Here is a 25,409-nt window from a genome sequence, read left to right as displayed (position 1 = left end):
TGTCTCCAGTTTGGTTACTTCGGCTCTTGCATGTTCCAATTGGCTTTGACCCAGTTGTCCGGCAACGGCTTCATCTTGCCGCCGGGATCCTTGATGATCCACATCTGAACTTCACCGGTTGCTGGATGTGGTGCGGCAGCAAATCGGGTGCGTTCGTTCGGTCCACCCCAGTTCGTGTCGGCAAATACGATCTTGGGCGGCGGGAACCGCTCAAGCAATAGCGTATCGGTTCGTTGGCCGAGATTGTCGTCGTAGGCCTTGCGGAAATCCGCGCGGATCTCGTCTTCGTCAACCGGCTTGGAGGCTGCCCGCAGTTCCGCCATTCTGCGCTGTGACTTGTTCTCGATACACTTCTCTTTGACATCCGCCAGAGCTTCCTCGATGTGATCCTTCAATTCTTGCGGTGTCATGTCCTTGTCCGGCTGCTTTTCGAAGGCCTTACCCATCAGGTCGAAATCCATCCCGCCCCAGCCTGACATGATCTGTCGCATCTGTTCGTCGAATATCTCGGCCGCTTCGGATGCGGGCATGGCCTTTTCGGCGGCCTCCTTTCCGGGTTTGACCAATCGCTCATCGATCTTCTTGTCGGCATCGGGTGGCGAGATGGCCTTCATCCCTTCGGTGTCCGGGGTCAGGTTGAACGCATGGTTGCAATTGTCGCCATGGGTCGTAACCGGTATCAGCGAACCATCCGCTTTTTCCAGCCGTTTGGACATGGCTTTCAGCATGTCCGTTGCCCGCTTGGTGTTCGGGGCCGAAGAAGACGAACCCACAACGCCTTTGTCTTTGAACGAAACACCGTCCATCGCGTCATAAGTCTGGTCTGCAAATCCTCCGTGTTGGTTGAGATTCCATGGCTCGTAGGTCTTGCCGCCAGCATTGGTGGACTTGACCGAGTCGATGAAACTTGGATCGTCTATGACGGCCTTGATTTTGCGCCCTTCTTCAGAATCTGCCTTGGCACCCGCCGCGGACAACGCGATTTCGGTCATCGCCTTCTTGAACTCGGCCTCTGACGTTATGGCCTTCCGGGATTGCGGATTCGAGGGGTCTTTGGTGTAAACAAGCTCCATCTGACCGGCGGTCGAGTGGCCGTCGCCCTCGGCACCCCCTTCTCTTTCTCCGGCATTCCAGGATACGCGCAGTTTTTGCGCAACTTCGGTGGCGATCTTGGTTTTGATGCCCTTGTCCTTGTTCTTGGAGAACACGCCGCCGCCGCGCCAGGCTTTGGCCCCAACCGCGTCCTTCACCTTTGACAACCCGTTGCCACCGCCCAAAAGCGCGTTGTTGAGTTTCTTTTTTTCAACCGAGTCGGACAGGTTGGCCGAAGCTGTGGCAACGGAATATTCCAGACTGCGCATCAATGGGTGCTCGCCCGGCGGCAAGGTGCGGTTGGCCGGAATTTTGTCGCCGCTTTTTGGTGAATAGGTCCCTTCGGTGGCGATCTCGGCATAGTCTTTCATGACCGCCAGCGGATTCTTTTGACGTTTGGCGTTCAGCGGCCCAGTGGCAAAGCAAGATCCGACCGGCCCCTGCGTGACCGGCGTCATCATTGCCGACAGGACGGCGCGCCGCGCATCGTTCTGAGTGACCGACGCGGACTTGTCCTTGCCCAATGTGCCGCGAACGATGGCCCGGCTGGCGTGTTTGTCGGGTTTCTTGCAGTCGTCGAGAACACCCTGAACATCATCGGCGTTCTTTTTAGCGAAATCGCGAAACTCGTTGATCTGGTCGATCAGAACCGGGGTGCAGGTCTTGAGCGAACCCGGATGAAACATCAGATGATCCATCGCCTCTTTGGCGCCGGCCCCGTCAAGGTCGATCTTTCCGTCCTTCAACAAGGCGTTTGCCATCATCGCGCTGCGTTTGGTGGACACTTCCGCAATGAATTCGCGGTCTTTGCCTTTTTCGGGCTTGCCCAGCCCTCCCGTCTTATCCTTCTTGCTTGCGGCATCCGTCTGATAATAGGCCTTGAACCCATCGGCATAGGATTTGCCCAGCCGTGCGCCCATCATCAAAGCATTTTCAGCAAGTTGCTTGCGATCCCGATCCGATTCGACAGCAGGATTTCCGCCCTGACCGCCAAATCCATTGTCCATCATGTCAACGACAGCGCCGACATGCGCGGCGAACGCTTCGGGATCTTTCGCGGTACTGAGCAGGTCCAGCGCGGATTTGACCACATCAGGTTGCTTTTTATAGGCCGCAACCAGCGCGACAGACGCTTCTTTGCTCAAACCGGGATCTGCATTCTCTGACAGCGCGCCGGACGTCAGTTCATGCACCAGGCTGCGCTTTGCGGCTGCGGCGTCTGCGGATTGTTTCGCATCGTCACGAGCTTTTACGGCGTCATTGTACTGGTCGTCTTTTTCTTTGTGTTTTGCCTTTTTCTTGTCCTTGTCTTCTACAATGGCCTTTTGCTGTTCTTGCAACGCTTCAAGAGTTTTCTTGGCTTTGGCGACGCGGGCTTCATATTTTTCTTCACCCTTGTGGCGACCGAGCCGTTCTTCGGCTTTGTCCAGCGCGGCTTTCGCTTCCTGTACTTCTTTGCCGGCTCCCTTGACTTTCTCACGCGCCTCTTTGAGGTCGTTGTTGGCCTTGATCGCGTCGGCTCGAGCCTTCTGCCAATTTTTGTCCGCCTCGATCTTTTTCTGTATCAATCCGGCATAGGCGCCGGGCGATGCGTCGGCATCGCCGCCGCCATCTAGCGCGGCAAGGGTGTCGGCTACGGCGTCGAAAAGCTCCGGATTCGATTTCTTGATCTTTTTCAACTCTTTGCGCTGAGCGTCCGAGACACCGCTGTGATCCAGCCCATCGGGATCCTTGGGCTTGTCCTGCTGCGGCTTTGCCTGGGCTTCCGGTTTTTTTTCTTCCGGCTTTTGGTCTTGCTGTTCCGGCTTCTCATCGATGTCGGCATCGCTGTCATCCAGCTTGTCATCTCCCAGCACCGGGGACGCACCAACCGGGGTGTCCGACACGCCCTGAGCGGTTTCAGCGCGGGCGACCAGCGCGTGCATTGCGGCATGCAGTTTCTGCGCCATATCCAGCTTGTCCGCCTTGACCGCTTTGACAAATCCCTGGGCTGCTTCCTTGAGTTTGGCCGCCGCCGGCGATCCCGATGCGATCAAATCACGAATTTTGCTCTCAAGCTGTTTGAATTCCGCAACAAGGTCAGCTTTCGAAAGCTCCGTCACCTTCTCTTCTGATCCCTGATCCGCGGCAGCCGCCGGAGCTTTCAGAAGGTTGACTATTGCGGGAAACGCTTTGAGAGCGGTTGCAAAATCCCCACTATCGGCTTTCTGATTGGCGAGGTCCCAAAGGGCACCCAGCTTGTCGCTGCCGCCGCCGCCGTTCAAAGCATCCGCGACGAGCCCGCCAATCTTTTGTTTGGCCTGCGCCCACTTTTCCGCCAGCGGATCTGTGCCGCCATCGCTATCCGGCTCTGCATCAGGGGTAGGGCCATCAGTGGCCTGCGGCTGTTCCTCTACCTGCTCGCCATCGGCTTCCAGCAGGTTTCCTTCCGCGTCGAGCACTTCGACCTTGAAATTCAGCTTGTTGCTCTTGAGAAACTTCCGCAGCTTCTTGGCCAGCCCGGGCACCATGGTTTCGCATTGCAACTGCATCTTGGTTCCGTTGACCTGACACTGGCCCGACGCGACTTTCTTGCCATCACCTTCCCGTTTGGCGTTTCTGGCGAGAAACTCGGCCGGTTTTCGTTTGTCGAGAGCAAAGACGTGACTGTCGTCCGACGGGCCGGGATTGAACGCAAAGGCGATCGGTCCCTTCCGCGCCACTTTCACCAATTGAATTAACTTGTCGCCAGAAACGCCTACTTCCGCCACAGGACCTCTCCAATGCTGACAGCCCCTCAATGGTTGGAGCGTTTTGCAAGGCTAGGCGCTCAGCGGCGTTGTGACAACAGTCTTGATCGGTGGAGAGAGGGGTTGGAACGCAAGCGGCAGAAACGGTCCTTAGCAGCCGTTCAACCTCCCCAGTGGCAGGCGGTCAGATTTGATCCACCAGCGCCTCAAGCCCCACCCGGTAGTTAGGATAGATCAGCCTGATCCCCAGTTCTTCCTTGATCCGGTCATTTCGCACCCGCTTGTTTTCCATATAGAAGCTGCGGGCCATCGGGGTCATGTCGGCCTCATCGAACGGCACGGCGGGCGGCAGGGGAAGCCCTTGCAGTTCAGCCGCATAGCCGATCACATCCTGCGGCGGCACCGGTTCATCATCGCAGACATTGTAGACCGCGCCCGGATTGGGCCTGGCAATGGAAGCGGCGAGTACTTGCGCGATGTCATCCACGTGAATACGGCTAAACACCTGATTCGGTTTTATTATTCTGCGCAACCCACCCTTGCGCAATTTCGAGAACGGCCCCCGACCCGGCCCGTAAATTCCCGCCAGCCGAAAGATGTGCAACGGCAAGCCGGGAATGGCGCTCCACTGATTTTCGGCTTTGACCCGCCAACGTCCCCGCTCTGCGGTTGGGGCGGGTGGCGTGGTTTCATCCACCCAGCCACCATCGTGATCGCCATAGACTGCCGTGGTCGACAGATATCCAACCCACTTGAACTGCCCCGCGCGTGCCGCGATTTCGTCACCCAGCGCCGCCAGTACCGGGTCCCCCTTTTTGCCGGGAGAGGTCGAAATCAGAAGATGCGTAACGTCTTCAAAAGAGGGTTCTTTTCCTGGCCAGATGACCGGTTCCGCGCCGGAGTTCCGGATAGTGTCAACCTGTTCGGGGTTGCGTGTTGTTCCAATGATCTTCCAGCCCTGCGGCACCAGTCGGCGTGACAATGCGCGGGCGGAATAACCGTGTCCAAAGGAAAGAAGTGTGCCTGTCATGACATCTTGATGGGGCGTAATACCAGCCGATGCAAGCGCCCGATGGACGCACTTGATTCGAATCCCCGCTTGGGCCTTTCATGGGACATGAGCAAAAAATCACCTGACCTGCACGCCGCCTATGCGCTGGAAACTCCCGAAGGCCATAAACAGCTCTATGCTGAATGGGCCGGAGATTATGACGACAGTTTCGCCGCGCTCGAAGATTATCAGCTTCACATCCACACCGCCCGCGCCTTTGTCGCCGCCGGAGGGCAGGGGCCGGTGTTGGATGTGGGGGCCGGAACCGGGCTGTGCGGCGCGGTTCTGTCCGGCTTGGGCGTTGGCCCGATCGATGCTACCGACATCAGCCCTGAAATGCTGGCTGAAGCAATGCGGAAGGATATCTATCGCGACGCAATCGAAGCCGACCTGAATCTGGGTATTCCTGTACCAAGGGAAAGCTATTCCGGCATCGTGTCCTCGGGCACATTCACGCATGGCCATCTTGGTCCCGAGGCGTTGCCCGCATTGCTAAGGGTGGCCCGGCATGGGGCACAATTCGCGCTGTCGATCAATGCCAGACACTATGAAACAATGGGGTTTGCCAAGGCGCTGCAGGACCTGCAGGAAAGCAGAATCGAGAATCTGAAACTGCAGGAAGTTCGAATTTACGGTGATCTGGCGGCCGGGCCGAATAAGGACGACACGGCCTTTATCGCGCTGTTCGAAAGGGCCTGAGCGGCCTTATTTCCCTTTCCAGACCGGATCGCGTTTTTCGGCAAAGGCGCGCGCGCCTTCGAGGTTGTCCTCGGACCCATAGAGAATATCGACGGTGGCCAGCTGGCGCCTGGTGATCCGGTTCATGACATCCTGAAACTTGGAATCCTCGGCCTCGCGCACGATCTCCTTGATCGCCGCATAGACCAGCGGCGGGCCGCTTGCGAGCAGACGCGCAAGTTCCCATGCGCGATCCATCAGTTGATCGGCCGGGACGATCTCGTTCACCAACCCCCAGCGGTGCGCCTCGTCTGCGTCGAACCAGCGCCCTGTCAGCAGCAACTCCATCGCGATGTGATAAGGTATGCGTTTGGGCAGTTTCACACTGGCGGCATCGGCCACCGTGCCTGACCGGATTTCCGGCAGCGCAAAAGTGGCGTGGTCCGCAGCGACGATCATGTCGGCGCTCAGCGCCAGTTCCAGACCTCCTCCGCACGCGATCCCGTTCACTGCGGCGATGACCGGTTTGTTCATGTCCCGCAATTCCTGCAATCCGCCGAACCCGCCGACGCCGTAATCTCCGTCAACCGCGTCGCCGTCAGCCGCTGCTTTCAGATCCCAGCCGGGGCAAAAGAACTTTGCTCCGCCACCAGTCAGGATCGCCACCCGCAACTCGGGATCGTCGCGAAAGTCGCGAAACACTTCGCCCATGACCCGGCTTGTCCGAAGATCGATTGCGTTCGCCTTGGGCCGGTCAAGCGTAACCTCGAGGATCGCACCATCGCGCTTGGTCTTGACAGGGTTCATGAGTTTGCCTTTCGGATCAGAGCATCTACGGCGACCGCACCAGTTGCCGTGCAGATGAGGGGGTTGATTTCAACTTCGCCGACGGTCTCCGCATTGGCAATGACATAGGCCTGTACCGCCTCGACCGCATCCAGAACGGCTTCGAATTCGACACCGGGCTTACTCCGGTACCCTTTGAGCAGCGGCGCACAGGCCAGATTGCCCAACGCATCGCGAATTGCGTCTCGGCCGGACGGAATCAGCATCGAGATCGTATCTTGCAAAATCTCAGTCAGCACCCCGCCCGCACCAATTGTCAGGACATATCCATGCGCCGGATCGCGAGTGACGCCGATCAGCAATTCCGCGATTCCGCCCGTTGTCATTTCCTCGATCAGGACTTCCGCCGTTCCGACCCTGCGCGCGGCATCGGTCAGATCTTCGGCGCTGATGCCCAATAAAACCGCGCCATGTTCGGACTTGTGCGCCAGCCCGATCCCCTTGACCGCGAACGGGCCGGCAAGGGTGCAGGCGAGATCGGCCACCTTACCCACAGGCGCCACAAAGTTTCGCGGCACCGCCAGACCGAAGGCCGCCAGTTCGGCCTTGGCTTCGGCTTCGGTCAATACCGTGTCCGGGGACCGAGTGCCCGGCAGCACGATCGCCTCCGCGATTTCAGGGATTGGTCTGGCCGCCGCTTCGACCGCGGCCAATGCTTCGCTCAGCCCGGCGAAGGGAACAACTCCGCCCGCCATGAGAGTGCGGGCGACATCTTCGGGCATCAGTTCCGGCAATGTTGCCGTGACAGCATAAGGTCTGCCAGTGTCGCGCACACAGTTTACGGCGGCTTGCGTTGCGCATTGCCAATCGGTTGCATCGGTATGCGGATAATCCACAATAGCCATTGTTAGAGCCACATCAGGACCGGCCATCCCCGCCCATGCCCGTGTCATCGCCTGCGTATCGCGCCAGATATACGTGTGGTAGTCCAGCGGGTTCGCCAAAGCCACCATCGGCCCCAGCGCGGCGCGCAGCCCGGTTTTCTGAACCTCGGTCAGAGGTGGGAAATGCAGGTTTCGGCCCAACGCCATATCCGCCGCAAGGCTCGCCTCGCCGCCGGAACAACTGATGGTGCTGAGCCCGTTGCCATCCAGGCGGCCTGCTACGTGCAATAGCTTCAGGGTTTCGAGAAAGCTTGGGATATCGTCCAGACGCGCGATGCCCAGCCGGTCCAGAAACGCCTGCGCCCCGGCATCGCTGCCCGCAAGCGAGGCGGTATGCGAAATGGTGGCCGCCTGCGCATGGGCTGATTTGCCCATTTTCAACGCGACGACCGGAACGCCACGCTCAATTGCGCGAGTTGCAAATGCCTCCCACTTACGCAGATCGCCAAATCCTTCGATGTGAACCCCAATCGCGGTGACGCGGGGATCGTCCAGCAGAGCCGTGGCGATTTCGGCCTGATGGGTCTGGGCCTGATTGCCGCAGGTCAGCATGAAGGCCAGTGGCAAGGCCCGGCGCTGCATCGTCATGTTGATCGCAATGTTCGAACTTTGCGTCAGGATGGCGACACCCCGGTCGACCGGTTTCATGCCATGTTGATCCGGCCAAATCGCAGCCCGGTCAAGCGCGTTGACAAAACCATAACAATTGGGCCCGAGGATCGGCATATCCCCGGCAGCGGCGACAAGCTGCGATTGCAAATCCGCCGCACCGGCATCTTCGGCCACGGCCTCGGTAAAGCCCGAGGCGAAACAGACCGCGCCGCCCGCGCCGATGCGTGACAAAACGCCGACAGCTTCGATTGTCGCGTGCCGGTTGATGCCGACAAATGCCGCATCAGGGGGCGCGGGCAAGTCTTCCAGCCTTGCAAAGACGTGCTCTCCGGCGATTTCTGCGGCTTTCGGATGAACCGGCCAGATCGGACCCTCGAACCCGAGCTTGCGGGCCTGCCGGATAACCTCGGCACACCACGCGCCGCCGCCGATCACGGCCAGTGACCGGAAGTGCAGAGTGCGTTTCAGAGCCTCGATCTTTGTGGCTGCGGCGTCCGTGCCGGGCAATTCACCCGCCATGTTCATGCGCCGAGCGCCCGGAGCAGGTCGCGGCTGATGATGTGGCGCTGGATTTCCGACGTGCCGTCCCAGATCCGTTCGACCCGCGCGTCGCGCCAGAACCGCTCCAGCGGATAGTCATCCATCAACCCCATCCCGCCATGGATCTGGATCGCCGCATCGGTCACCCGCGCCAGCATTTCAGAAGCATAGAGCTTGGCCGACGCGATCTCGCGATTGGCGGGCAGCCCCTTGTCCAGCCGGTCGGCGGCGGCAAGTGTCAGCAGGTCGGCGGCGTCGATTTCGGTTATCATGTCGGCGATCTGGAAGGACACACCCTGGAACTTGCCGATCTTCTGCCCGAACTGCTCGCGCGTGGCGGCATAGTCCAGCGCATAGTCGAAAGCCCGCCGCGCGCGCCCCACCGACATGGCGGCGACCGTGATCCGGGTCGCGTAAAGCCAGGTGTTCATCACGTCGAACCCGCCATCGACCTCGCCCAGCACCTGTGCGTCGGGCAGGCGGCAGTCGTCGAAGTCCAGAACCATGTTCTTGTAGCCGCGATGGCTGACGGATTTGTATCCGTCGCGGATCGTGAAGCCGGGAGTTCCGCGATCGACCAGAAACGCGGTGATCCGCTTTTTCGGGCCCTTCGGGGTCTGATCCTCGCCAGTCGCAATGAAAACGATGATGAAGTCCGCGTGCTCGGCGCCCGAGATGAAATGTTTGGTGCCATTGACCACCCAGTCGCCACCGTCGCGAACGGCCGAACATTTCATACCCCGCACATCCGAGCCCGCGCCCGGCTCGGTCATTGCCAGCGCGTCCATGCGTTCGCCACGCACGGCGGGCATCAGATAGCGTTCGACCTGATCACCTTCGCAGGCCATGAGGATGTTCTGAGGGCGGCCGAAAAAATGGTTGAGCGCCATGGAACCGCGCCCCAGTTCCCGCTCGACCAGCGCGAATTCCATATGGTTCAGCCCAGCGCAGCCGACGCTTTCGGGAAAGTTGCAGGCATAAAAGCCCAGTTCAATGGTCTTGCGCTTGATCTCATCGGCGATTTCCTTGGGCACTTCGCCGGTGCGTTCCACGAGTTCTTCATGCGGATAGATCTCCTTTTCCACAAAACTGCGGACGGTCGAGGCGATCATTTCCTGCTCTTCTGACAGGCCGTATTGCATTTTGGTTCTCCGGGCTGAGTTGCAACAATCCTGACGTGGCTTGAATGATATATCATGCAGAGATAGATATTGGTCATGCAATTTTGGACAAAATCAACCTCTGCAACGCAGCATTTCGGCGTTCTGCTGTTTGATGGCTTTTCCAATCACTGTCTGGCGAACACGGTGGAGCCGCTGCGGGCTGCGAATATGTTGTCGGGGGTGGATCTCTATCGCTGGCAGTTTCTGTCGCTCGGTTCGGGTCCGGTCACCTCGTCCTCGGGATTGCAGGTCGCACCGCACGACACGCTGGCCAATGCCTCGGGCGACATGCTGGTGGTGATGCCTTCCTATGGATTTCTGGGACACGGCGGATGGAAGACACAGGCCAGTCTGCGCGCGGCTTCTGGCCGGTTTCCGTTTCTGGCCGGAATGGACACCGGAAGCTGGCTGTTGGCCGAGGCCGGGCTGCTTGATGGCCACCGCGCCACGATTCACTGGGAAGAACTGACCGGGTTCGCAGAGCGCTTTCCTGAAATCGACGTCCGGCGGGAAAGATTTGTCATCGACAACAGCCGGATCACCTGTTCCGGGGCGATGGCGGCCTTTGATCTGGTGATGCATCTGATCGGACGGGATCAGGGGCAGGCTCTGGCGTTGGAGGTCGCGCAGCTTTTCATGACACGGGATTCCGCGCGCTCCCATACAGGCGGAGCGGGATCGGCCAGCGGCTTTGTCAACAAGGCGCTGGCGCTGATGCAGGAACATCTGGAAACACCGCTTTCGATCCCCGAGATCGCCCGGCGCGTCGGCCGGACGCAAAAGGTGCTGGAATCCAGAATGCGCGCCGATCTGGGGGCCAGCCCGACGCAGGTCTACCGCCGCCTGCGCCTCAATCTGGCGCGCAAGCTGGTGGTGGAAACCGACCTTGCCATAGGCGAGATCGCACTGCGTTCGGGATATGACGATCCCAGCGCCATGACCCGCGCATTCCGAACCGAGTTCGGGACCACGCCCCGCGCGCTGCGCCGCTAGCCGCGCCCACGATAGGTCGGTACACCCTGATCCGGAATCCAGACGCCGGGCAGTTCGGGACCGGTCTGATAGAACACGTCGATCGGGATGCCGCCGCGGGGATACCAGTAAGCGCCCACACGCAGCCATTTCGGCTCCAGCACTTCTTCCAGCCGCTTGCCGATGGTGACGCTGCAATCTTCGTGAAACGCGCCGTGATTGCGGAATGACCCGAGGAACAGTTTCAGCGACTTGCTTTCGACCAGCCAGTCGCCCGGCACATAGTCGATCACGATATGGGCGAAATCGGGCTGCGCAGTTAGCGGGCAGAGCGAGGTGAATTCCGGCGCGGTGAACCGTACGGCGTAATCGGTACCGGCCTGGGGGTTCGGCACTTTTTCCAGCACCGCCTCTTCCGGGGAGTTCGGCAACTCGGTCTTGCCGCCAAGCTGGGTCAGGTTTGCATAGATATCTTGATTTGCCATTGTCAGAGCCTCATACGCCACGCTTGTTGCCCCAGACCAGGACATGCAGCTGCGGCAGGATGGTGGGGGCGTACCAGCGATCCCCCAGGGTTTTTTCAATCAGCCACTCATATCGGGTCATGATACCATCCATGTCGATGGCGGCATCTTCGGCTTCGGGCGGTGGCGGTGTGTGGTTGCCCGGTTGCAGATAAAGACGCAGTTGCGGGTAGCGCGCCGCAACATCGCGCGCCCAGTCATAGTCCGTCTGGTCAAATACCACGATCTTGAGCACTTTTTGCGTATTTGCCGCAGCGCAGGTATCGAACACATCCCAATCCACGGATTCGCCGGAGGATGGCGGTTTGGGGCTGAGGATCAGCGTTTCCAAAGCATCGAACCAATCCCGCGAGACCGAGCCCTGGGTTTCCATCACGAAAGCATAGCCTTTGGATTTGCCCAGCGCGATCATGGGTGCAAAATCCTGAATAGCAGGGTTTCCGCCCGAAATAGACACTGTCAGCGGTACGCCACCCGACAGGTGTTCGACCTCGGACATAATGTCTGCCGCTGTCATTGCCGCCCATTCGTGGCGAAACTGGCTGTCCACGGCGTGCAGGCTGTCGCACCACGTGCAGCGATAGTCACAGCCGCCCGCCCGCACGAAAACGGTGGGCACGCCGATGACTGCGCCTTCGCCCTGAATGGTGGGCCCGAATATCTCGGCGATGCGCAACGGTTTCATGGCCTATATTCCGCCCAGGTCTTGGGCGTTTCGCTGACCCGCACCGCGCTGGTTTTGGCCCAGCGTGCCTTGCAGAACTCATAGACCTCTTTCGCGAGTCGTTCCGAAGTCACCATGTCATGCCCGAATACGTCGTTGAGGTGCCGATGATCCAACTCGTCGTCGATCCAGCTTTTGAGAGGTTTCAGCTCGCGGTAATCCACCACGAAACCGCTGGCGTCCAGTTCGCGGGCACTCAGCTCCACCTCGATCACATAGTTGTGCCCATGCAGCCGAGCACAGGGATGGTCGTCGGGCAAATCGCACAGCTGGTGCGAGGCCGAGAAATGGAATTCCTTGGTGATCCGGTACATCACTGCGCCCCCACCGCAGCTTTCCAGAAATCCGGATCGGCATAGATGGTCGGGTCTTCGACCCCGGCAATATGAAATGCCTCGCGCCGTTCGACACAGGTGCCACAGCGTCCGCAATGGGTCTCGCCGCCCTTGTAGCACGACCACGTGTCGGCAAACGGCGTTGCGTGTTTTGCCCCTTCGGTCACGATGGCCGATTTCGGGATGCGGACGAAGGGCGTATAGAGCCTGACATTGGCGTAACCGTCCAGTGCCCGCGCCTGCATCGTCTCGAAGGCTTCGGTGAATTCGGGGCGGCAGTCGGGATAGATGAAATGATCGCCGCCATGCACCGCTGCCGCCACCGCATCCGCCTGTTTTGCGGCGGCAATGCCAAAGGCGATGGCCAGCATGATGGCGTTGCGGTTGGGAACCACGGTGACCTTCATGTTCTCTTCGGCATAGTGGCCGTCGGGCACATCCACATCGTCGGTCAGGGCCGAGCCGCTGAGATGCCTGCTGATATGGCTCATGTCGATCAGGTCGTGCGGCACACCCAGCCGTTCGGCCGCACGGGCGGCAAACTCGACCTCTTTGCGGTGGCGCTGGCCGTAATCGAACGAGATCAGCCCGATCAGCTGGTGCTCGGCAGCCACCTTATGCGCCAGCGAAACCGAATCCAGCCCGCCAGAGCAGATGACGATTGTCTTCACTTTTCAGATCCTTGTTTTGTAAGCCGGGTAGGCTGCGACCGGCGTCCGAACCATCCGGACCGGGTGCGTTTAGCAGAAGGACGATGGGTCCGTAAAGCCTTTGCATCCTATCGCTTTAACACAGGCAGAAAAGCGACCGGGGCCCACAATAGCACCCCGGCCCGATCTTGCGGCATTGATTTCAGGTATACATCTGTTTCTTGAATGCCCGGGTACGTTCCGTCGCCGCCGCGGTGCCGTCGTGATACGTGCCGAACCACTTGTCGAAAGGAATTTCCGAAGTGCCATAATTGCACTCGAAATACCTGTGGTGGAGTTGATGGAAAAAGTCTCCGGCGCGCGCAGCTTCAGTCTCTTTGGCCTTGAGCTTTTCAAAGCCCGAATGGGATAGAACCGGGCTCACTTGCTGAAAATACACGTGATACAGCAGATGCAGCGGGTGCGATGCCACCACCAGGTGGATGAAATAGGTCGAGAAGTACAGGGTGTTCTCGTACCAATGGTTCGAGATTCCGGACCACGGGCCGACATTGACGTTGCGATGATGCACTGCATGAACGTGTTTGTAGAGCTTCGGATGATGCTCCAGCCGGTGCACCCAGTAAAAATGCAACCCCGACCACATCGGAATGAAGAACATCCAAACCACGAACCAGACCGGCGCCTGCTCCCATGTGATTACCGGTGCCCAGCCATTGGCCATCGCCCAGTAGATGATCCACTGATAGATGGTCGCAACGGTCAACGCGCTGCCCAGTGTCCACCAGATGTTGTCCAGCACCTGGTTGTGAAACGCGAAGATACCATTGTTCCGGGTCAGGTCGCGCCGGTCGAATTTGGTGTGCATGCCCTGCCCCTTGCGCATGTAAAGCCACCAATGCAGCCCCCCGGCAATCAATATCTGGGGCACCATGTTCAACAACCAGACGCGAAACATCCAACCCGGCGCGAAGCTTTGCATTGTCTCAAGTGAGGGCAAAAAGAAGGCGTAAGAGACCAGCGCCAGAACCATGCACAAGGTTAGAGACGTGATCTGAAGCCACGCGGTGCTGTACCATTTCAGAACCGCAGCAGGTCTCGGGGGCCAGCTGAAAAGGGGGTTGAGCGGAACGGTGCCCTCAGGGAGATAATTCCAGCGACCGGCTTCTGGATCTTGGGAGGGGTCTGTCATGGCATCTACCTTCGGCAAAGGGAGGATCAACTCGCGTAATCAGAACTTTCGGCATCCAGGACGGCCTTGATTTCACGCAAATGCGCTTCTGCCTGACCGGGGTAATCTTCTAGCTCCTGCGCGGTCTTTTCCGCGATCTCATCCGACAGCACCCGCATTTTCTGCCCGGTTTGCAACGCCCGGACATAGGTTTCGGCCGCGCGTTCGAAATAATAGAGCCTGTTAAAGGCATCCGCCGGGTCTTTGCCGATCACGAGAACGCCGTGATTGCCCATGATCATCACGTTCTTTTTCGGGTCGGACAGCATCGACGCACAGCGTTCGCCCTCGCTGTCAAAGGCCAGCCCGCCGAACTGATCGTCGATCACGTAGCGGTTGTAGAAGGTTGCAGTATTCTGATCGATTGGCGGCAGGGTGCTGTCAGCCAATGACGCCAGAACGGTTGCGAATGTCGAGTGCACATGCATGACGCAACGCGCATGCGGACAATGGCGATGGATCGAGCCATGCAGGCCCCATGCGGTCGGATCGGGAGCGCCGGGTTTCTTCATCGTGTCCGGATCGTTGGCGTCGAGCAAAAGAAGATTCGAGGCCCGAATGCGGCTGAAGTGCATCTGGTTCGGGTTCATCAGAAACCGGGTGCCGTCATCGTTGACCGCCAGGCTGAAATGGTTGGCCACGCCTTCGTGCATGTTCAGCCGCTCGGTCCATCGAAATGCGGCGGCCATATCGACACGATCCTGCCAGTTGTCGATGTTTGGAAGCAGATTGGTGACGCTCATGTCTAATCTCCCGAAAGTGATGGCGGCGTTTTCGAACCACTGGAATCCTGCATTTGCCGTGCGGTTTTGACCAACGAAAAAAAAGCGGGTAATTCATTAGTGAAACTTATACCAGGATTATAACGATGCGGGCGCGGCTTCCACCTCTTGGCTGGCTACGGACATTCGAAGCAGCGGCGCGACATCTTTCCTTTACTGGTGCGGCGCGCGATCTGAACATGACGCAGAGCGCCGTCAGCCAGCAGATCAAGTCATTGGAAGGGTATCTGGGGCAACCGCTGTTTCACCGGCGTCCGCGCGCGTTGGAATTGACCGAAGCGGGGACCACCTATTTGCCCGTCGTCCGCGACGCGTTCCGGACATTGTTGCGCGGCACCCAGGCCGTGACCGGAGACCGGCAGGACACGGTTCAGGTTCAGTGCAACATCACCTTTTCCGTGAACTGGCTTGCGCCTCGCCTCCCGCAATTCAAGGCGATGCACCCGGAGGTGCATCTGAACATTTTCACCGAACTTTGGGAACCGCGTGAGATGGCCGAAGGCGCGGCGGTCGAAATCCGGTATTCGCTGCGCCCAGCGGATACGGTTCGCACCGAATTACTGATGACCGATCACTATTACCCCGTCTGCGCCCCCTGGTATTCCGTGACGCTCGGCAATCTGCATGAACAACCGCTCTATGACTGTTCGAACCTGCTGTCGAATTGGGCCGGTTGGGCCGAAGATCAGGGTCTGAACTGGGCCAATCCACCGATTACCTATGCCAGCACCTATCTGGTCGGCCTGGCTGCGGCCATGGCCGGAGGCGGGTTGTGCCTGGCCCATGACATGATTGCATCGCGGCTTTTGCAGGAGGGCCGCCTGAGGGCGCCGTTCGATCGCCGCGTGCCGATGCCCGAGGCATATTATCTGCTGCTGTCGCCGCAAGCGGAGGAGATGCCCGGCGCAACCGCATTTGCCGACTGGATACGGTCGGAAATCGCCGCCAGCACAGCGCGATAGTCAATACGGGATGCTCCCGCCCATTGCCGGCGCCGCATTGCGGCGCCTCCTCTGGTTGGGCCCGGCGTCAAGCGGGCAGGCCCGCTTGACGCGGCAGCGTATCAGGTCTGATCTTTCGCGCGGCTGGGGACCCAGGCATAGCCGTTTTCGCAAAGGATATACGCCTCGCGAAGGCCGTGCGGTTTGTCCGTCGCCTCTTGCAGTACCGTTGCTCCATATTCCCTGGCCTTTACGACGGAATTGTCGGGATCGGTATCATAGAGACGGATTTCCAGGCCGGCCCCTCTGGGCGGGTTTTCCGGCAAAATCCCGAGAAGAGGGTTGGAGTGATAGGTGCCGTCGGAATGCAACTGAAACACCTGGTTTCCATAAGTGACAATTGCGAAATCGTCAGTGACCTGGTGGCTTGCCATCGCAAAGACTGTCTCCAGAAAGGCGCATTCCGCCTTCACGTCGCGCACCAGAATGTTCAGTCCGATCCCGCTCAGGGATCGGCCGAACGTTTCCGCATCTGTGGTTTCATAATCCATGGTGGCAGATTCAACGCTCCTGGGCATCCGGTCAAGCCGTGGCGATGAAGGTTTGATGACGGGCGCATGGCAGGGGTTGCGCCCGACCGAACATTCGGGAAAGTTGAGCCATGGAACATGCACTTTTCCCAAGCTGGCCCGACGTCGCCCCCCGTCTCATCGCCGTTGCCGCCGGGCGCGAAGCCGCCGACACGGTCATTCGTGGCGGCATTTGGATCAACGTGCACAGCCGGGAAGCATTGCCCGATCACTCCATCGCCATTGCCGCAGGCCGTATCGCCTTTGTCGGACCGGATGCATCGCATTGCATGGGATCCGATACGCAGATCATCGAGGCGCAGGGCCGCTTCATGATCCCCGGGCTGTGCGACGCGCATATGCACATCGAATCCGGTATGCTGACCCCTGCGGAATTCGCCCGCGCGGTGATCCCTCATGGCACTACCTCGATGTTCACCGATCCGCATGAAATCGCGAACGTGCTGGGGCTGGAAGGTGTGCGCATGATGCATGACGAGGCGCTGATGCAACCCGTCAACATCTTTACCCAGATGCCGTCCTGCGCGCCGTCCGCACCTGGTCTTGAAACCACCGGGTACGAGATTTCGCCCGATGATGTGGCCGAAGCCATGGCCTGGCCCGGTATCATCGGATTGGGCGAGATGATGAATTTTCCTGGTGTTTCCAACGCGGATCCCAAAATGCTGGCCGAGATTGCGGCCACGCAACGGGCGGGGAAAACCGTTGGCGGGCACTATGCTTCGCCCGATTTAGGGCCTGATTTCGCCGCCTATGTCGCCGGTGGCCCTGCAGACGACCATGAAGGTACCTGCGAGGCGGACGCAATCGCCCGCGTGCGTCAGGGTATGCGGTCGATGATGCGGTTAGGTTCGGCCTGGTACGATGTGGAAAGCCAGATCACTGCGGTCACGGAAAAGGGCCTTGATTCGCGCAACTTCATTCTGTGCACTGACGATTGCCATTCGGGCACATTGGTCAATGACGGTCATATGAACCGGGTCGTTCGCCATGCCATCGCCTGTGGGTGCGATCCGCTGGTCGCGTTGCAGATGGCGACGCTCAATACCGCGAGCCATTTCGGGCTGGAGCGCGAAATCGGTTCTATCACGCCGGGACGGCGGGCGGATATCATCCTCAGTTCGGATTTGCGGGAATTGCCCGTCGAAATGGTCATGGCGCGCGGGCAGGTGGTGGCCGAAAATGGCAGGATCAGGGTCGATTGCCCGCATTTCGACTGGCCAGACACAGCGCGCAATACCGTGCATCTGGGACATGCGCTGTCCTCGTCTGACTTTGAAATCCACGCACCCGAAGGTGCGAACCAGGTACGCGCCAACGTGATCGGCGTGGTGGAAAATCAGGCCCCGACCAAGGCACTGAAGGCGGAGCTTCCGGTCGTTGACGGGCTGGTCGAGGGGATCGGCGACACCTGCCAGATCGCGCTTGTCGAACGTCACCGCGCCACCGGGGGAGTGACCAACGCCTTTGTCTCGGGGTTCGGTTACGAGGGCAGGGTGGCGATGGCCTCGACCGTGGCGCATGACAGCCATCACATGATCGTCGTCGGAACTGACCGGGATCAGATGGCTCTTGCCGCCAACCGCCTGGCCGAGGTCGGTGGCGGTATCACCATTTTTCGCGACGGTGAGGAACTGGCCTTGGTGGAACTGCCGATCGCCGGCCTGATGTCAGACAGCCCGGCCACCGAGGTGGCCGCCAAGGCGCAGACATTGGTTGAAGCGATGCTGGCCTGCGGGTGCCGCCTGAACAACGCGTATATGCAACATTCGCTGTTGGCACTCGTGGTCATTCCCGAACTTCGCATTTCGGACCTTGGGCTGGTCGATGTGCGCACATTTGAAATGATTGACCTTTTGGAACCGCGTGAATGACAAAGACAAAAACACCAGACGCACCGGCGGCCAAAGCCTTTTCCGATCCCGCAGCCGCCACAATGCGGCTGGAAGAGTTGTATGAACAGGCGACGGGATTTCTGTGCGAAAAGTTCTCCGAGGCAATCGAGAATGGTTCGCCCAGTGAACGCTATAGGGCGTATTACCCCGAAATCAGGATCAAGACGTCGTCTTATGCGCAGATCGACAGCCGTCTCAGCTTCGGTCACGTTTCCGAACCCGGACATCACGCCACAACCGTGACGCGGCCTGACCTGTTCCGGTCCTATTTGACGCAACAGATTGCGTTGCTGATCAAAAATCACAACCAGCCCGTCCTGATCGGCCCTTCCGACACGCCGATCCCGGTTCATTTTGCTGTCGCCAACAACCCGGCGCTTGTCGTGCCGCATCAGGGTGCGGCCAGATTCACATTGCGCGATGTCTTTGACGTGCCGGATCTGACGACGACCAATGACGATATCGTCAATGGAACCCATGTTCCCGAAAACGGAACCGGGCCACTGGCGCTGTTCACCGCGCAGCGGATCGATTACTCGCTGGCCCGGCTGGAGCACTATACGGCCACGGATGCCAGACACTTTCAGAACCACATACTGTTTACCAACTATCAGTTCTATGTCTCGGAGTTCGAAGCCTATGCGCGCGCGCAGTTGGCCAAACCGCACAGCGGATATACGAGTTTCGTTGCGACCGGGAATGTTGAGATATTCGATCCCGACGCGCCTATAGAAGCGCCGTTGAAATTGCCGCAAATGCCGACCTATCACCTCAAGCGCGCGGATGGTTCCGGGATTACTCTGGTCAATATCGGCGTGGGTCCGTCAAACGCAAAAACCGCGACGGACCATATCGCGGTTCTGCGGCCACATGCATGGTTGATGGTGGGCCATTGCGCCGGGCTGCGAAACACTCAGGCGCTGGGCGATTTCGTGCTGGCGCATGCCTATTTGCGCGAAGACAAGGTGCTGGACGACGACCTGCCGGTCTGGGTGCCGATCCCGCCGCTTGCAGAAATACAGATCGCTCTGGAAAAGGCGGTGGCCGAAGTCACTGAACTGGAAGGGTACGAGCTCAAGCGCGTCATGCGGACAGGAACGGTCGCGTCGGTCGATAACCGAAACTGGGAACTGCGCGACCAGTCCGGCCCGGTTCAGCGCCTCAGCCAGTCCCGCGCCATTGCGCTTGACATGGAAAGCGCCACCATCGCCGCAAATGGATACAGGTTCAGGGTTCCCTACGGCACGTTGCTTTGCGTGTCGGACAAGCCGCTGCATGGCGAATTGAAGCTTCCCGGCATGGCCTCGTCCTTTTATAACACACAGGTCAGTCGACATCTGGCGATTGGAATCCGGGCGATGGAGGCACTCAGGGGGATGCCGCTGGAGCGGTTGCACAGCCGGAAATTGCGTTCTTTCGACGAAACGGCCTTTCTGTGACGCAAAAAAGCAACGAAATCCCCCTATTTTTAGGGATTCGTGCGCTACTATTCGTTGTGTTCCCCCACAATATACCGTTACAGTTACGCGGTGAGGCCCTATGGATCGGGCACTGTAAGGAGACCAAGAAATGGCAAAGCCTATGACCAAGACTCAGCTGGTTGCTGCTCTCGCTGAGGAAATGGGAACCGACAAGAAATCCGCCAACTCCGCGTTGGAGGCCATCACCGGCCTGATCACGCGCGAAGTTTCCGCCGGCGGTGCAGTCACTCTGCCGGGTGTTGGCAAAATCTATTGCCGCGAACGCCCCGAGCGTCAGGTTCGCAATCCCGCCACCGGCGAAACCTTTACCAAGGAAGCCGACAAAGTGGTGAAAATGACCATCGCCAAAGCGCTGAAAGACAGCGTGAACGGCTGATCCGGTTCAAGCGAATTGGAACAAGGGTCGCCCCGGGGCGGCCCTTTTCTTTTGCAGCAGGCAAATATTGTTTAGGCGACAACAGAGCGCTTGCAGGCCATCAGAAAATGCGAAAAAGTCCCCCCATTCATTTTGGGGGCGCTTTTCGTGGATCTTCGCGCCATCGCCATGGGGCTGGCCTTTGCCTTCATGTGGTCATCGGCCTTTACATCAGCGCGGATCATCGTCGCCGATGCGTCGCCCCTGTTTTCGCTGGCATTGAGATTTCTGATTTCCGGTATTCTGGGCGTTCTGATTGCCCGGGCGATGGGGCAAAGCTGGCGACTGACCCGGTCACAATGGTACGCGACGATCCTGTTCGGAATTTGCCAGAATGCCCTTTATCTGGGTCTGAATTTCTATGCCATGCAGACAGTTGAAGCCTCAATGGCCGCGATCATCGCGTCCACAATGCCTCTGCTTGTCGCTTTGGCCAGCTGGGTCCTGTTCGGCGAAAAACTGCGGCCGCTCGGAATTCTCGGCCTTTTGGCCGGGTTTGCGGGTGTTGCCATGATCATGGGCGAAAGGATCAATGCAGGAATCGACCCGTTTGGTGTCACCCTGTGCGGTATTGGCGCCCTGGCCCTGACCTTTGCCACGTTGGCTGTGCGCGGGGCGACCTCGGGTGGCAACTTCATGATGGTTGTCGGGCTGCAAATGCTGGTGGGATCGGCCATCCTGTTCATCGCCGCTCCGGTCTTTGAGACGATCCGAATTCACCCGACCTGGCCGCTGGCGCTTGCGTTCGCCTATACGACATTCATTCCCGGTCTGACCGCGACATTCGTCTGGTTTCTTCTGCTTAACCGTATTGGCCCGATCCGGGCGGCGACTTTCCACTTTCTGAATCCGGTTTTTGGAGTGGCTATCGCTTATGCGTTGTTGGGGGAACGACTTGGTACCTTGGATGCCATCGGTGTTGCGATCACCACCGCCGGCATTCTTGCGGTTCAGCTCTCGCGGCAACCGGTCCCCAGAGTGGCCTAAAACGCCGGAGCGTTGGTTCCGACGCCCAATCTCATCGCCCGCACTTCCGCGCGAGGTGACTGAAATATGCCTTTGCTTTTCGCCGCAGAGCCCCATTTACTGCGAATACAATGCCAGACAGGAGGCGCAATGACCCGATACACAAAGAACCCCGAGGCCGTCGCCGCGCTTTCCCCCGAAGAGTTTCACATCACGCAACGCAGTGGAACCGAACGCCCTGGAACCGGCAAACACCTGTACAACAAGGAACCCGGTATCTATGTCGACATCGTTTCCGGTGAGCCTTTGTTCGCCTCGACGCACAAATACGAATCCGGCTGCGGCTGGCCGAGTTTCACAAAGCCGGTGGAACATGCTCATGTCGAAGAATTCGAAGACCGCAGCCTGGGCATGATCCGAACCGAGGTGCGTTCGAAACACGGTGACAGTCACCTGGGGCATGTCTTTCCCGATGGCCCGCGAGAGCATGGGGGGCTAAGGTATTGCATCAATTCGGCCGCGCTCCGTTTCGTGCATCGCGACGACATGGAGGCCGAAGGCTATGGCGAGTATCTGGATCAGGTGGAGGATATCTGATGAGCGAACAACGTGCCGTACTTGCCGGAGGATGTTTTTGGGGCATGCAGGATCTGATTCGCAAGCTGCCCGGCGTCAGCCGTACCCGCGTTGGCTATACCGGCGGTGATGTGCCAAACGCGACCTATCGCAATCACGGAACTCATGCCGAAGGGATCGAGATCTGGTTCGATCCTGCAGAGATCTCATTCCGCCAGATACTGGAATTTTTCTTTCAGATTCATGATCCGACAACCGTGAACCGCCAGGGCAACGACATGGGGATGAGCTATCGTTCCGCTATCTACTATGTGGATGCGGAGCAACGGCAGGTAGCGCTGGATACCATCGCCGACGTTGACGCGAGCGGATTGTGGCCCGGCAAGGTGGTGACCGAGCTGGAACCGGTCGGGGATTTCTGGGAAGCCGAGCCGGAACACCAGGACTATCTCGTCCGAATACCCCACGGGTACACCTGCCATTTCGCACGCCCCGAATGGGTGGTGCCAAAGCGGGCAGACGCCGCAGAATAGGCTCTGATCCTGAGATGGCGCGGATCTCGGGCCGCGCCTTTTCAGCCGATTGCGACGCGCGGGCGGCCGCTGGCCTCGACCGTGAGCATGCCTTCGACAAAGACCTGACGCCCTTCGACCTGCACGGTTTTGATATCACGTTCGACGATGATCCGAATGTCTGCGGCACCGGCTTCCTTTGCCGCGCCTTCCGCCTCGGAGCGGAGCACCGCTTCGAGCAGCGCCAGCGCTTCGTCCGAGTTTCCGTAGTCTTCGGGCCCTTCCTCCAGATGCACCCTGAACCGGCCTTCGGACGGGCTGGTGACCGTGCCTGCCCGCCGGAAAGTCACTCGGCCGACGACGGCCCCGATCGCGTTCGCCACACCCGCATGTTCCGGAAGGATCATGTTCGAACGCAACCTGTCCCCAACCGCCGGATAATAACTTGGCGCGGACGCACCCAACCCCACGATATCCACGTTGAACGCAGCGTCCAATGCCAGCAGGCCGCGGTGACCTGACAGGGCGCGCCGCGTCAGAACATGCCGGGCCAATTGCTCGGGCGGCAGGCCGAAGTTTTCGGCTTCTTCGGCAAAAGCAGTCTCTAAAAGGGTCAAACTGGTCTGTTCGGTCAATTGACCGATGATCAACTGCGCCAGATCCTCGGCACTTCTTGCCAGCTTTTCACCGGATCCGACGCGCTTTCTTGAATACAGTTCCAACGCTTTTTGGGCCGCTTCGGTATCCCATGCTTCCAGAGACCCCAGAACATGGCTGGCATCAGAGGGCGTCACGCCCGACACCTGAACGATGCCCCGGTCCACCAGCCGTGACAGAGCACCGTTTTCCATCCGCGTTCTCAGTAACCGGCCAAGCGGGAGGACCCGGTTGCCCAGCCGTTCCAGCAATATCCCTTCGCGTGGTCCGACACCTTCGGTCGGAACCCCTGGAACGATCCGTGCGAAACGGGCGTCATATTCGCCGACCGATGTTGAGCGCAACTGCTCGTCGAGAAAGTCGTGAATGATTCCCCCTTCTTCGGTGGCGATCAAAGAAATCGGCAAGACCCGTCGTGGTCCCAGAAATACACCGCCAGCCAGCCCGTCGGTCACAACATGAACCTGACTGTCGCCGCCCAGGCCATGGGTACGCATTGCGACCGCTTCGACCATTGTCCGAAAACCGCCAACCTGCGCACCCGCCGGATCGATTGCAGGCTTGCCATCGCGGATCAACGCTACATCGGTCGTGGTTCCGCCGATGTCCGAAACAATCGCGTTTTCCACACCGGTCAGCCAGCGCGCCCCGACGATCGAGGCTGCCGGTCCGCTCAAAATCGTTTCGATCGGCCGCTCGCGCGCCTGTTCGGCGCTCATCAGCGCACCGTCCCCCCTCACCACCATCATGGGCGCGGAAATTCCCAGATCGTAGAGGGTGTCCTGCGCCCGGCCGATCAGGCGGTCGATCATGCCGATAAGACGCGCGTTCAAAACGGCCGTCACCGCCCTTTTTGGCCCGTTCAGTTTGGCCGAAAGCTGATGCGAGCAGGTGACCGGGGCGCCGGTTGTCTCGGCGATGATCCGGGCCGCCTCCAACTCGTGCGCCGGATTGCGCGTGGCGAATTGTGCCGCGACAGCAAATCCGGAAATCCCCTTGTTGGTTTCAAGGAAATCCTTCAGCGCCGCGATGTCGAGCGGATGCACCTGGTTTCCCGCGTGGCTGTGCCCGCCGGAAATCTCCAAAGCCGGGTCGCCCTTCAACGCGTCGCGCAGCCCGTGTTTTTCGAGGTCGCCGTCGCGAAACCCGATATAGATCAGCGCGACCCGCCCGCCCTGACCTTCGACCAGCGCGTTGGTCGCTAGCGTGGTGGATAGCGAGGCCAGAGACACTTCATTTGCGGAAATACCGGCCTGTTCCAGAACCGCTGAAATCGCCTTGCCCACGCCGATGGCCAGATCGACCCGCGTCGTCAGGGACTTGGCCGAGGCGATGACCTGTTTCTCGTCCTTGACCAAAACGGCATCGGTGTAGGTGCCGCCAGTATCCACGCCCAAAGCCAATGCCATCGGGTTACTCCTTCTGTTCGCTGACGGGGGATTTACCGAATTGGCGTGACGCGTCCAGCCTGTTTGCGTCACTTATGACAATTGTTTCACCGCCCATCGCGCAGCATCCGCCACCGCCGGGTCGGAATCGTCCACCAAAGCCTGAGCCGATGGCCGCAGATTCGCCAATCCTGAATTCCCGATGGCGTAGAGCACATTTCGCACGAACCGGTCTCGCCCGATCCGCTTGATCGGAGAGCCGGAAAACATCGCGCGAAATGCGGCGTCATCCAGGGTTGCAAGCTCTTTCAGCCGTGGCGCCTTCAACTCTTCCCGCGCCGCATATCGTATGTCGCTGGCGGCGACGGCGAACTTGTTCCAGGGACAGGCCGCCAGACAGTCGTCGCAGCCGTAAATCCGGTTGCCCAGTTTCCCGCGCAGTTCTTCATCTATCGGGCCTTTGTGTTCGATAGTGAGATACGAGATGCAGCGGCGGGCATCCAACCGATAGGGTGCCGGAAATGCGTCGGTGGGACAACTGTCAAGGCAGGCACGGCACGACCCGCAGCGATCCCGTTCAGCATCATCAATCGGCAGGTCGATCGTGGTGAAAACAGACCCTAAAAAGGCCCAATTCCCCCAATCGCGGCTGACCAGATTGGTGTGCTTGCCCTGCCAGCCGAGGCCCGCCGCCTGTCCAAGCGCCTTTTCGGGAACCGGGGCGGTATCGACGAATACCTTCACCTCGCCGCCGGCCTCGGCAATCAGCCAGCGGGCCAGCCGTTTCAGGCGTTTCTTGACCAGATCATGATAATCCTTGTTCTGCGCATAAACGGAAATCGCCCCATGCTCTGGCTTCTCAAGAATCGCAGTCGGGTCGTGTGCGGGCGTATAGCTTTCGGCCAGCATGATCACCGACCGCGCCTCGGGCCACAAAACCGCCGGATCGCCGCGCCAGTGCGTGCGCTCGGCCATCCATCCCATCTGCCCGTGATAACCGGCCTCAAGAAAAGCGGTCAGACGGCCGGGAACCTGCGGCACATCCCGGGGTCGACAAATACGGCACGCCACAAACCCTTCGGCCAGGGCTTGTGAGAGCAGCTTTTCTTTCAGATCCGCATTATCCGCCATTTCGGCATGTCTTTCCGCGTAGTGGAGTGATCCACCGGGTCAAA

General features: G+C 59.3%; 23 protein-coding genes. 9 read left to right on the top strand and 14 right to left on the bottom strand.

Going from position 1 to position 25,409, the window contains the following annotated elements; translation table 11 throughout:
• Positions 1–14 precede the first annotated feature (14 nt).
• Together ACR0AO_RS07440 and ACR0AO_RS07435 are read right to left on the bottom strand one after the other, a co-directional pair.
• The gene (locus tag ACR0AO_RS07440) at positions 15–3,842 is read right to left on the bottom strand and encodes a hypothetical protein (RefSeq protein WP_480601867.1); all 3,828 of its coding nucleotides are present in this window, start codon (positions 3,840–3,842) and stop codon (positions 15–17) included.
• A 163-nt stretch (positions 3,843–4,005) separates the two neighbouring features.
• On the bottom strand, positions 4,006–4,851 hold the full coding sequence (locus ACR0AO_RS07435; protein WP_480601863.1) for an SDR family oxidoreductase: 846 nt from the start codon (positions 4,849–4,851) through the stop codon (positions 4,006–4,008).
• 87 nt (positions 4,852–4,938) lie between these two features.
• On the opposite strand from ACR0AO_RS07435, the gene ACR0AO_RS07430 reads away from it, so the two are divergent.
• Positions 4,939–5,571, top strand: a complete 633-nt coding sequence (locus tag ACR0AO_RS07430; RefSeq protein ID WP_480601860.1) for a class I SAM-dependent DNA methyltransferase — start codon at positions 4,939–4,941, stop codon at positions 5,569–5,571.
• Between the two features lie 6 nt (positions 5,572–5,577).
• On the opposite strand, the gene ACR0AO_RS07425 is transcribed toward ACR0AO_RS07430, so the two are convergent.
• From ACR0AO_RS07425 to ACR0AO_RS07415, 3 genes are read right to left on the bottom strand one after another with little or no spacing between them, the layout of a single operon-like run.
• Entirely contained in the window at positions 5,578–6,357 is a 780-nt protein-coding gene (locus ACR0AO_RS07425) for a carnitinyl-CoA dehydratase (RefSeq protein WP_480601858.1), read from the bottom strand.
• On the bottom strand, positions 6,354–8,411 hold the full coding sequence (locus ACR0AO_RS07420) for an acetate--CoA ligase family protein (RefSeq protein ID WP_480601856.1): 2,058 nt from the start codon (positions 8,409–8,411) through the stop codon (positions 6,354–6,356). The genes ACR0AO_RS07425 and ACR0AO_RS07420 overlap by 4 nt, the downstream gene beginning before the upstream one ends.
• Positions 8,412–8,413: 2 nt before the next feature.
• Positions 8,414–9,574, bottom strand: coding sequence for an acyl-CoA dehydrogenase family protein (locus tag ACR0AO_RS07415; RefSeq protein ID WP_480601854.1), 1,161 nt, complete (start codon positions 9,572–9,574; stop codon positions 8,414–8,416).
• Between the two features lie 75 nt (positions 9,575–9,649).
• Between ACR0AO_RS07415 and ACR0AO_RS07410 the strand changes: the two genes are divergently transcribed.
• Positions 9,650–10,588: a GlxA family transcriptional regulator gene (locus tag ACR0AO_RS07410; RefSeq protein WP_480601851.1), complete on the top strand. Its 939-nt coding sequence runs from the start codon at positions 9,650–9,652 to the stop codon at positions 10,586–10,588.
• On the opposite strand, the gene queF is transcribed toward ACR0AO_RS07410, so the two are convergent.
• The 6 genes from queF to ACR0AO_RS07380 all read right to left on the bottom strand — a co-directional run bounded on the left by queF (position 10,585) and on the right by ACR0AO_RS07380 (position 14,774).
• Positions 10,585–11,052, bottom strand: a complete 468-nt coding sequence (queF, locus tag ACR0AO_RS07405; protein ID WP_480601849.1) for a preQ(1) synthase — start codon at positions 11,050–11,052, stop codon at positions 10,585–10,587. The genes ACR0AO_RS07410 and queF overlap by 4 nt on opposite strands.
• A gap of 10 nt (positions 11,053–11,062) precedes the next feature.
• Complete coding sequence (queE, locus tag ACR0AO_RS07400; protein ID WP_480601846.1) at positions 11,063–11,776, bottom strand: 7-carboxy-7-deazaguanine synthase QueE; 714 nt, start codon at positions 11,774–11,776, stop codon at positions 11,063–11,065.
• The gene (gene queD / locus ACR0AO_RS07395) at positions 11,773–12,129 is read right to left on the bottom strand and encodes a 6-carboxytetrahydropterin synthase QueD (protein WP_480601841.1); all 357 of its coding nucleotides are present in this window, start codon (positions 12,127–12,129) and stop codon (positions 11,773–11,775) included. The genes queE and queD overlap by 4 nt, the downstream gene beginning before the upstream one ends.
• On the bottom strand, positions 12,129–12,821 hold the full coding sequence (gene queC, locus ACR0AO_RS07390; RefSeq protein ID WP_480601839.1) for a 7-cyano-7-deazaguanine synthase QueC: 693 nt from the start codon (positions 12,819–12,821) through the stop codon (positions 12,129–12,131). Before queC ends, queD begins: the two co-directional genes overlap by 1 nt.
• A 181-nt stretch (positions 12,822–13,002) precedes the next feature.
• Positions 13,003–13,992 carry a sterol desaturase family protein gene (locus tag ACR0AO_RS07385; RefSeq protein WP_480601836.1) on the bottom strand — a complete coding sequence of 330 codons (990 nt, stop codon included), beginning with the start codon at positions 13,990–13,992 and terminating at the stop codon, positions 13,003–13,005.
• A gap of 26 nt (positions 13,993–14,018) precedes the next feature.
• A complete protein-coding gene (locus tag ACR0AO_RS07380) occupies positions 14,019–14,774 on the bottom strand; it encodes a class II aldolase and adducin N-terminal domain-containing protein (RefSeq protein ID WP_480601833.1) in 756 nt (251 codons plus the stop codon).
• A gap of 125 nt (positions 14,775–14,899) precedes the next feature.
• On the opposite strand from ACR0AO_RS07380, the gene ACR0AO_RS07375 reads away from it, so the two are divergent.
• Positions 14,900–15,775 carry a LysR family transcriptional regulator gene (locus ACR0AO_RS07375; protein WP_480601830.1) on the top strand — a complete coding sequence of 292 codons (876 nt, stop codon included), beginning with the start codon at positions 14,900–14,902 and terminating at the stop codon, positions 15,773–15,775.
• 101 nt (positions 15,776–15,876) lie between these two features.
• On the opposite strand, the gene ACR0AO_RS07370 is transcribed toward ACR0AO_RS07375, so the two are convergent.
• Positions 15,877–16,305, bottom strand: a complete 429-nt coding sequence (locus ACR0AO_RS07370; protein ID WP_480601828.1) for a VOC family protein — start codon at positions 16,303–16,305, stop codon at positions 15,877–15,879.
• A gap of 110 nt (positions 16,306–16,415) precedes the next feature.
• Between ACR0AO_RS07370 and ade the strand changes: the two genes are divergently transcribed.
• The 6 genes from ade (at position 16,416) to msrA (ending at position 22,210) form a co-directional block, all read left to right on the top strand.
• Positions 16,416–18,218, top strand: coding sequence for an adenine deaminase (ade, locus tag ACR0AO_RS07365; RefSeq protein ID WP_480601825.1), 1,803 nt, complete (start codon positions 16,416–16,418; stop codon positions 18,216–18,218).
• The gene (locus tag ACR0AO_RS07360; RefSeq protein ID WP_480601822.1) at positions 18,215–19,678 is read left to right on the top strand and encodes an AMP nucleosidase; all 1,464 of its coding nucleotides are present in this window, start codon (positions 18,215–18,217) and stop codon (positions 19,676–19,678) included. The genes ade and ACR0AO_RS07360 overlap by 4 nt, the downstream gene beginning before the upstream one ends.
• Positions 19,679–19,808: 130 nt before the next feature.
• The gene (locus ACR0AO_RS07355; RefSeq protein ID WP_117871130.1) at positions 19,809–20,096 is read left to right on the top strand and encodes an HU family DNA-binding protein; all 288 of its coding nucleotides are present in this window, start codon (positions 19,809–19,811) and stop codon (positions 20,094–20,096) included.
• 147 nt (positions 20,097–20,243) lie between these two features.
• Positions 20,244–21,122: a DMT family transporter gene (locus ACR0AO_RS07350; protein WP_480601820.1), complete on the top strand. Its 879-nt coding sequence runs from the start codon at positions 20,244–20,246 to the stop codon at positions 21,120–21,122.
• Between the two features lie 129 nt (positions 21,123–21,251).
• Positions 21,252–21,698 (top strand): peptide-methionine (R)-S-oxide reductase MsrB, encoded by a 447-nt coding sequence (msrB, locus tag ACR0AO_RS07345; protein ID WP_480601817.1) that lies wholly within the window; start codon positions 21,252–21,254, stop codon positions 21,696–21,698.
• Positions 21,698–22,210, top strand: a complete 513-nt coding sequence (gene msrA, locus ACR0AO_RS07340; protein ID WP_480601814.1) for a peptide-methionine (S)-S-oxide reductase MsrA — start codon at positions 21,698–21,700, stop codon at positions 22,208–22,210. The genes msrB and msrA overlap by 1 nt, the downstream gene beginning before the upstream one ends.
• 41 nt (positions 22,211–22,251) lie before the next feature.
• Here msrA and ACR0AO_RS07335 read toward each other — a convergent pair whose 3' ends face one another.
• Together ACR0AO_RS07335 and queG are read right to left on the bottom strand one after the other, a co-directional pair.
• A complete protein-coding gene (locus ACR0AO_RS07335) occupies positions 22,252–24,255 on the bottom strand; it encodes a hydantoinase/oxoprolinase N-terminal domain-containing protein (RefSeq protein ID WP_480601810.1) in 2,004 nt (667 codons plus the stop codon).
• Positions 24,256–24,327: 72 nt separating this feature from the next.
• Positions 24,328–25,365: a tRNA epoxyqueuosine(34) reductase QueG gene (gene queG / locus ACR0AO_RS07330; RefSeq protein WP_480601807.1), complete on the bottom strand. Its 1,038-nt coding sequence runs from the start codon at positions 25,363–25,365 to the stop codon at positions 24,328–24,330.
• Positions 25,366–25,409: the final 44 nt, after the last annotated feature.

This window comes from Ruegeria sp. AF8 (assembly GCF_056541825.1).
The sequence above is the reverse complement of the archived record's forward strand: the minus strand, read 5'-3'. Positions and strand labels throughout refer to the sequence as shown.

Coding starts and splice junctions, on each gene's coding strand:
- ACR0AO_RS07435 (WP_480601863.1), bottom strand. CDS start 4,851: ATGACAGGCACACTTCTTTCCTTTGGACACGGTTATTCCGCCCGCGCA.
- ACR0AO_RS07430 (WP_480601860.1), top strand. CDS start 4,939: ATGAGCAAAAAATCACCTGACCTGCACGCCGCCTATGCGCTGGAAACT.
- ACR0AO_RS07425 (WP_480601858.1), bottom strand. CDS start 6,357: ATGAACCCTGTCAAGACCAAGCGCGATGGTGCGATCCTCGAGGTTACG.
- ACR0AO_RS07420 (WP_480601856.1), bottom strand. CDS start 8,411: ATGGCGGGTGAATTGCCCGGCACGGACGCCGCAGCCACAAAGATCGAG.
- ACR0AO_RS07415 (WP_480601854.1), bottom strand. CDS start 9,574: ATGCAATACGGCCTGTCAGAAGAGCAGGAAATGATCGCCTCGACCGTC.
- ACR0AO_RS07410 (WP_480601851.1), top strand. CDS start 9,650: ATGCAATTTTGGACAAAATCAACCTCTGCAACGCAGCATTTCGGCGTT.
- queF (WP_480601849.1), bottom strand. CDS start 11,052: ATGGCAAATCAAGATATCTATGCAAACCTGACCCAGCTTGGCGGCAAG.
- queE (WP_480601846.1), bottom strand. CDS start 11,776: ATGAAACCGTTGCGCATCGCCGAGATATTCGGGCCCACCATTCAGGGC.
- queD (WP_480601841.1), bottom strand. CDS start 12,129: ATGTACCGGATCACCAAGGAATTCCATTTCTCGGCCTCGCACCAGCTG.
- ACR0AO_RS07385 (WP_480601836.1), bottom strand. CDS start 13,992: ATGACAGACCCCTCCCAAGATCCAGAAGCCGGTCGCTGGAATTATCTC.
- ACR0AO_RS07380 (WP_480601833.1), bottom strand. CDS start 14,774: ATGAGCGTCACCAATCTGCTTCCAAACATCGACAACTGGCAGGATCGT.
- ACR0AO_RS07375 (WP_480601830.1), top strand. CDS start 14,900: ATGCGGGCGCGGCTTCCACCTCTTGGCTGGCTACGGACATTCGAAGCA.
- ACR0AO_RS07370 (WP_480601828.1), bottom strand. CDS start 16,305: ATGGATTATGAAACCACAGATGCGGAAACGTTCGGCCGATCCCTGAGC.
- ade (WP_480601825.1), top strand. CDS start 16,416: ATGGAACATGCACTTTTCCCAAGCTGGCCCGACGTCGCCCCCCGTCTC.
- ACR0AO_RS07360 (WP_480601822.1), top strand. CDS start 18,215: ATGACAAAGACAAAAACACCAGACGCACCGGCGGCCAAAGCCTTTTCC.
- ACR0AO_RS07355 (WP_117871130.1), top strand. CDS start 19,809: ATGGCAAAGCCTATGACCAAGACTCAGCTGGTTGCTGCTCTCGCTGAG.
- msrB (WP_480601817.1), top strand. CDS start 21,252: ATGACCCGATACACAAAGAACCCCGAGGCCGTCGCCGCGCTTTCCCCC.
- msrA (WP_480601814.1), top strand. CDS start 21,698: ATGAGCGAACAACGTGCCGTACTTGCCGGAGGATGTTTTTGGGGCATG.
- ACR0AO_RS07335 (WP_480601810.1), bottom strand. CDS start 24,255: ATGGCATTGGCTTTGGGCGTGGATACTGGCGGCACCTACACCGATGCC.
- queG (WP_480601807.1), bottom strand. CDS start 25,365: ATGGCGGATAATGCGGATCTGAAAGAAAAGCTGCTCTCACAAGCCCTG.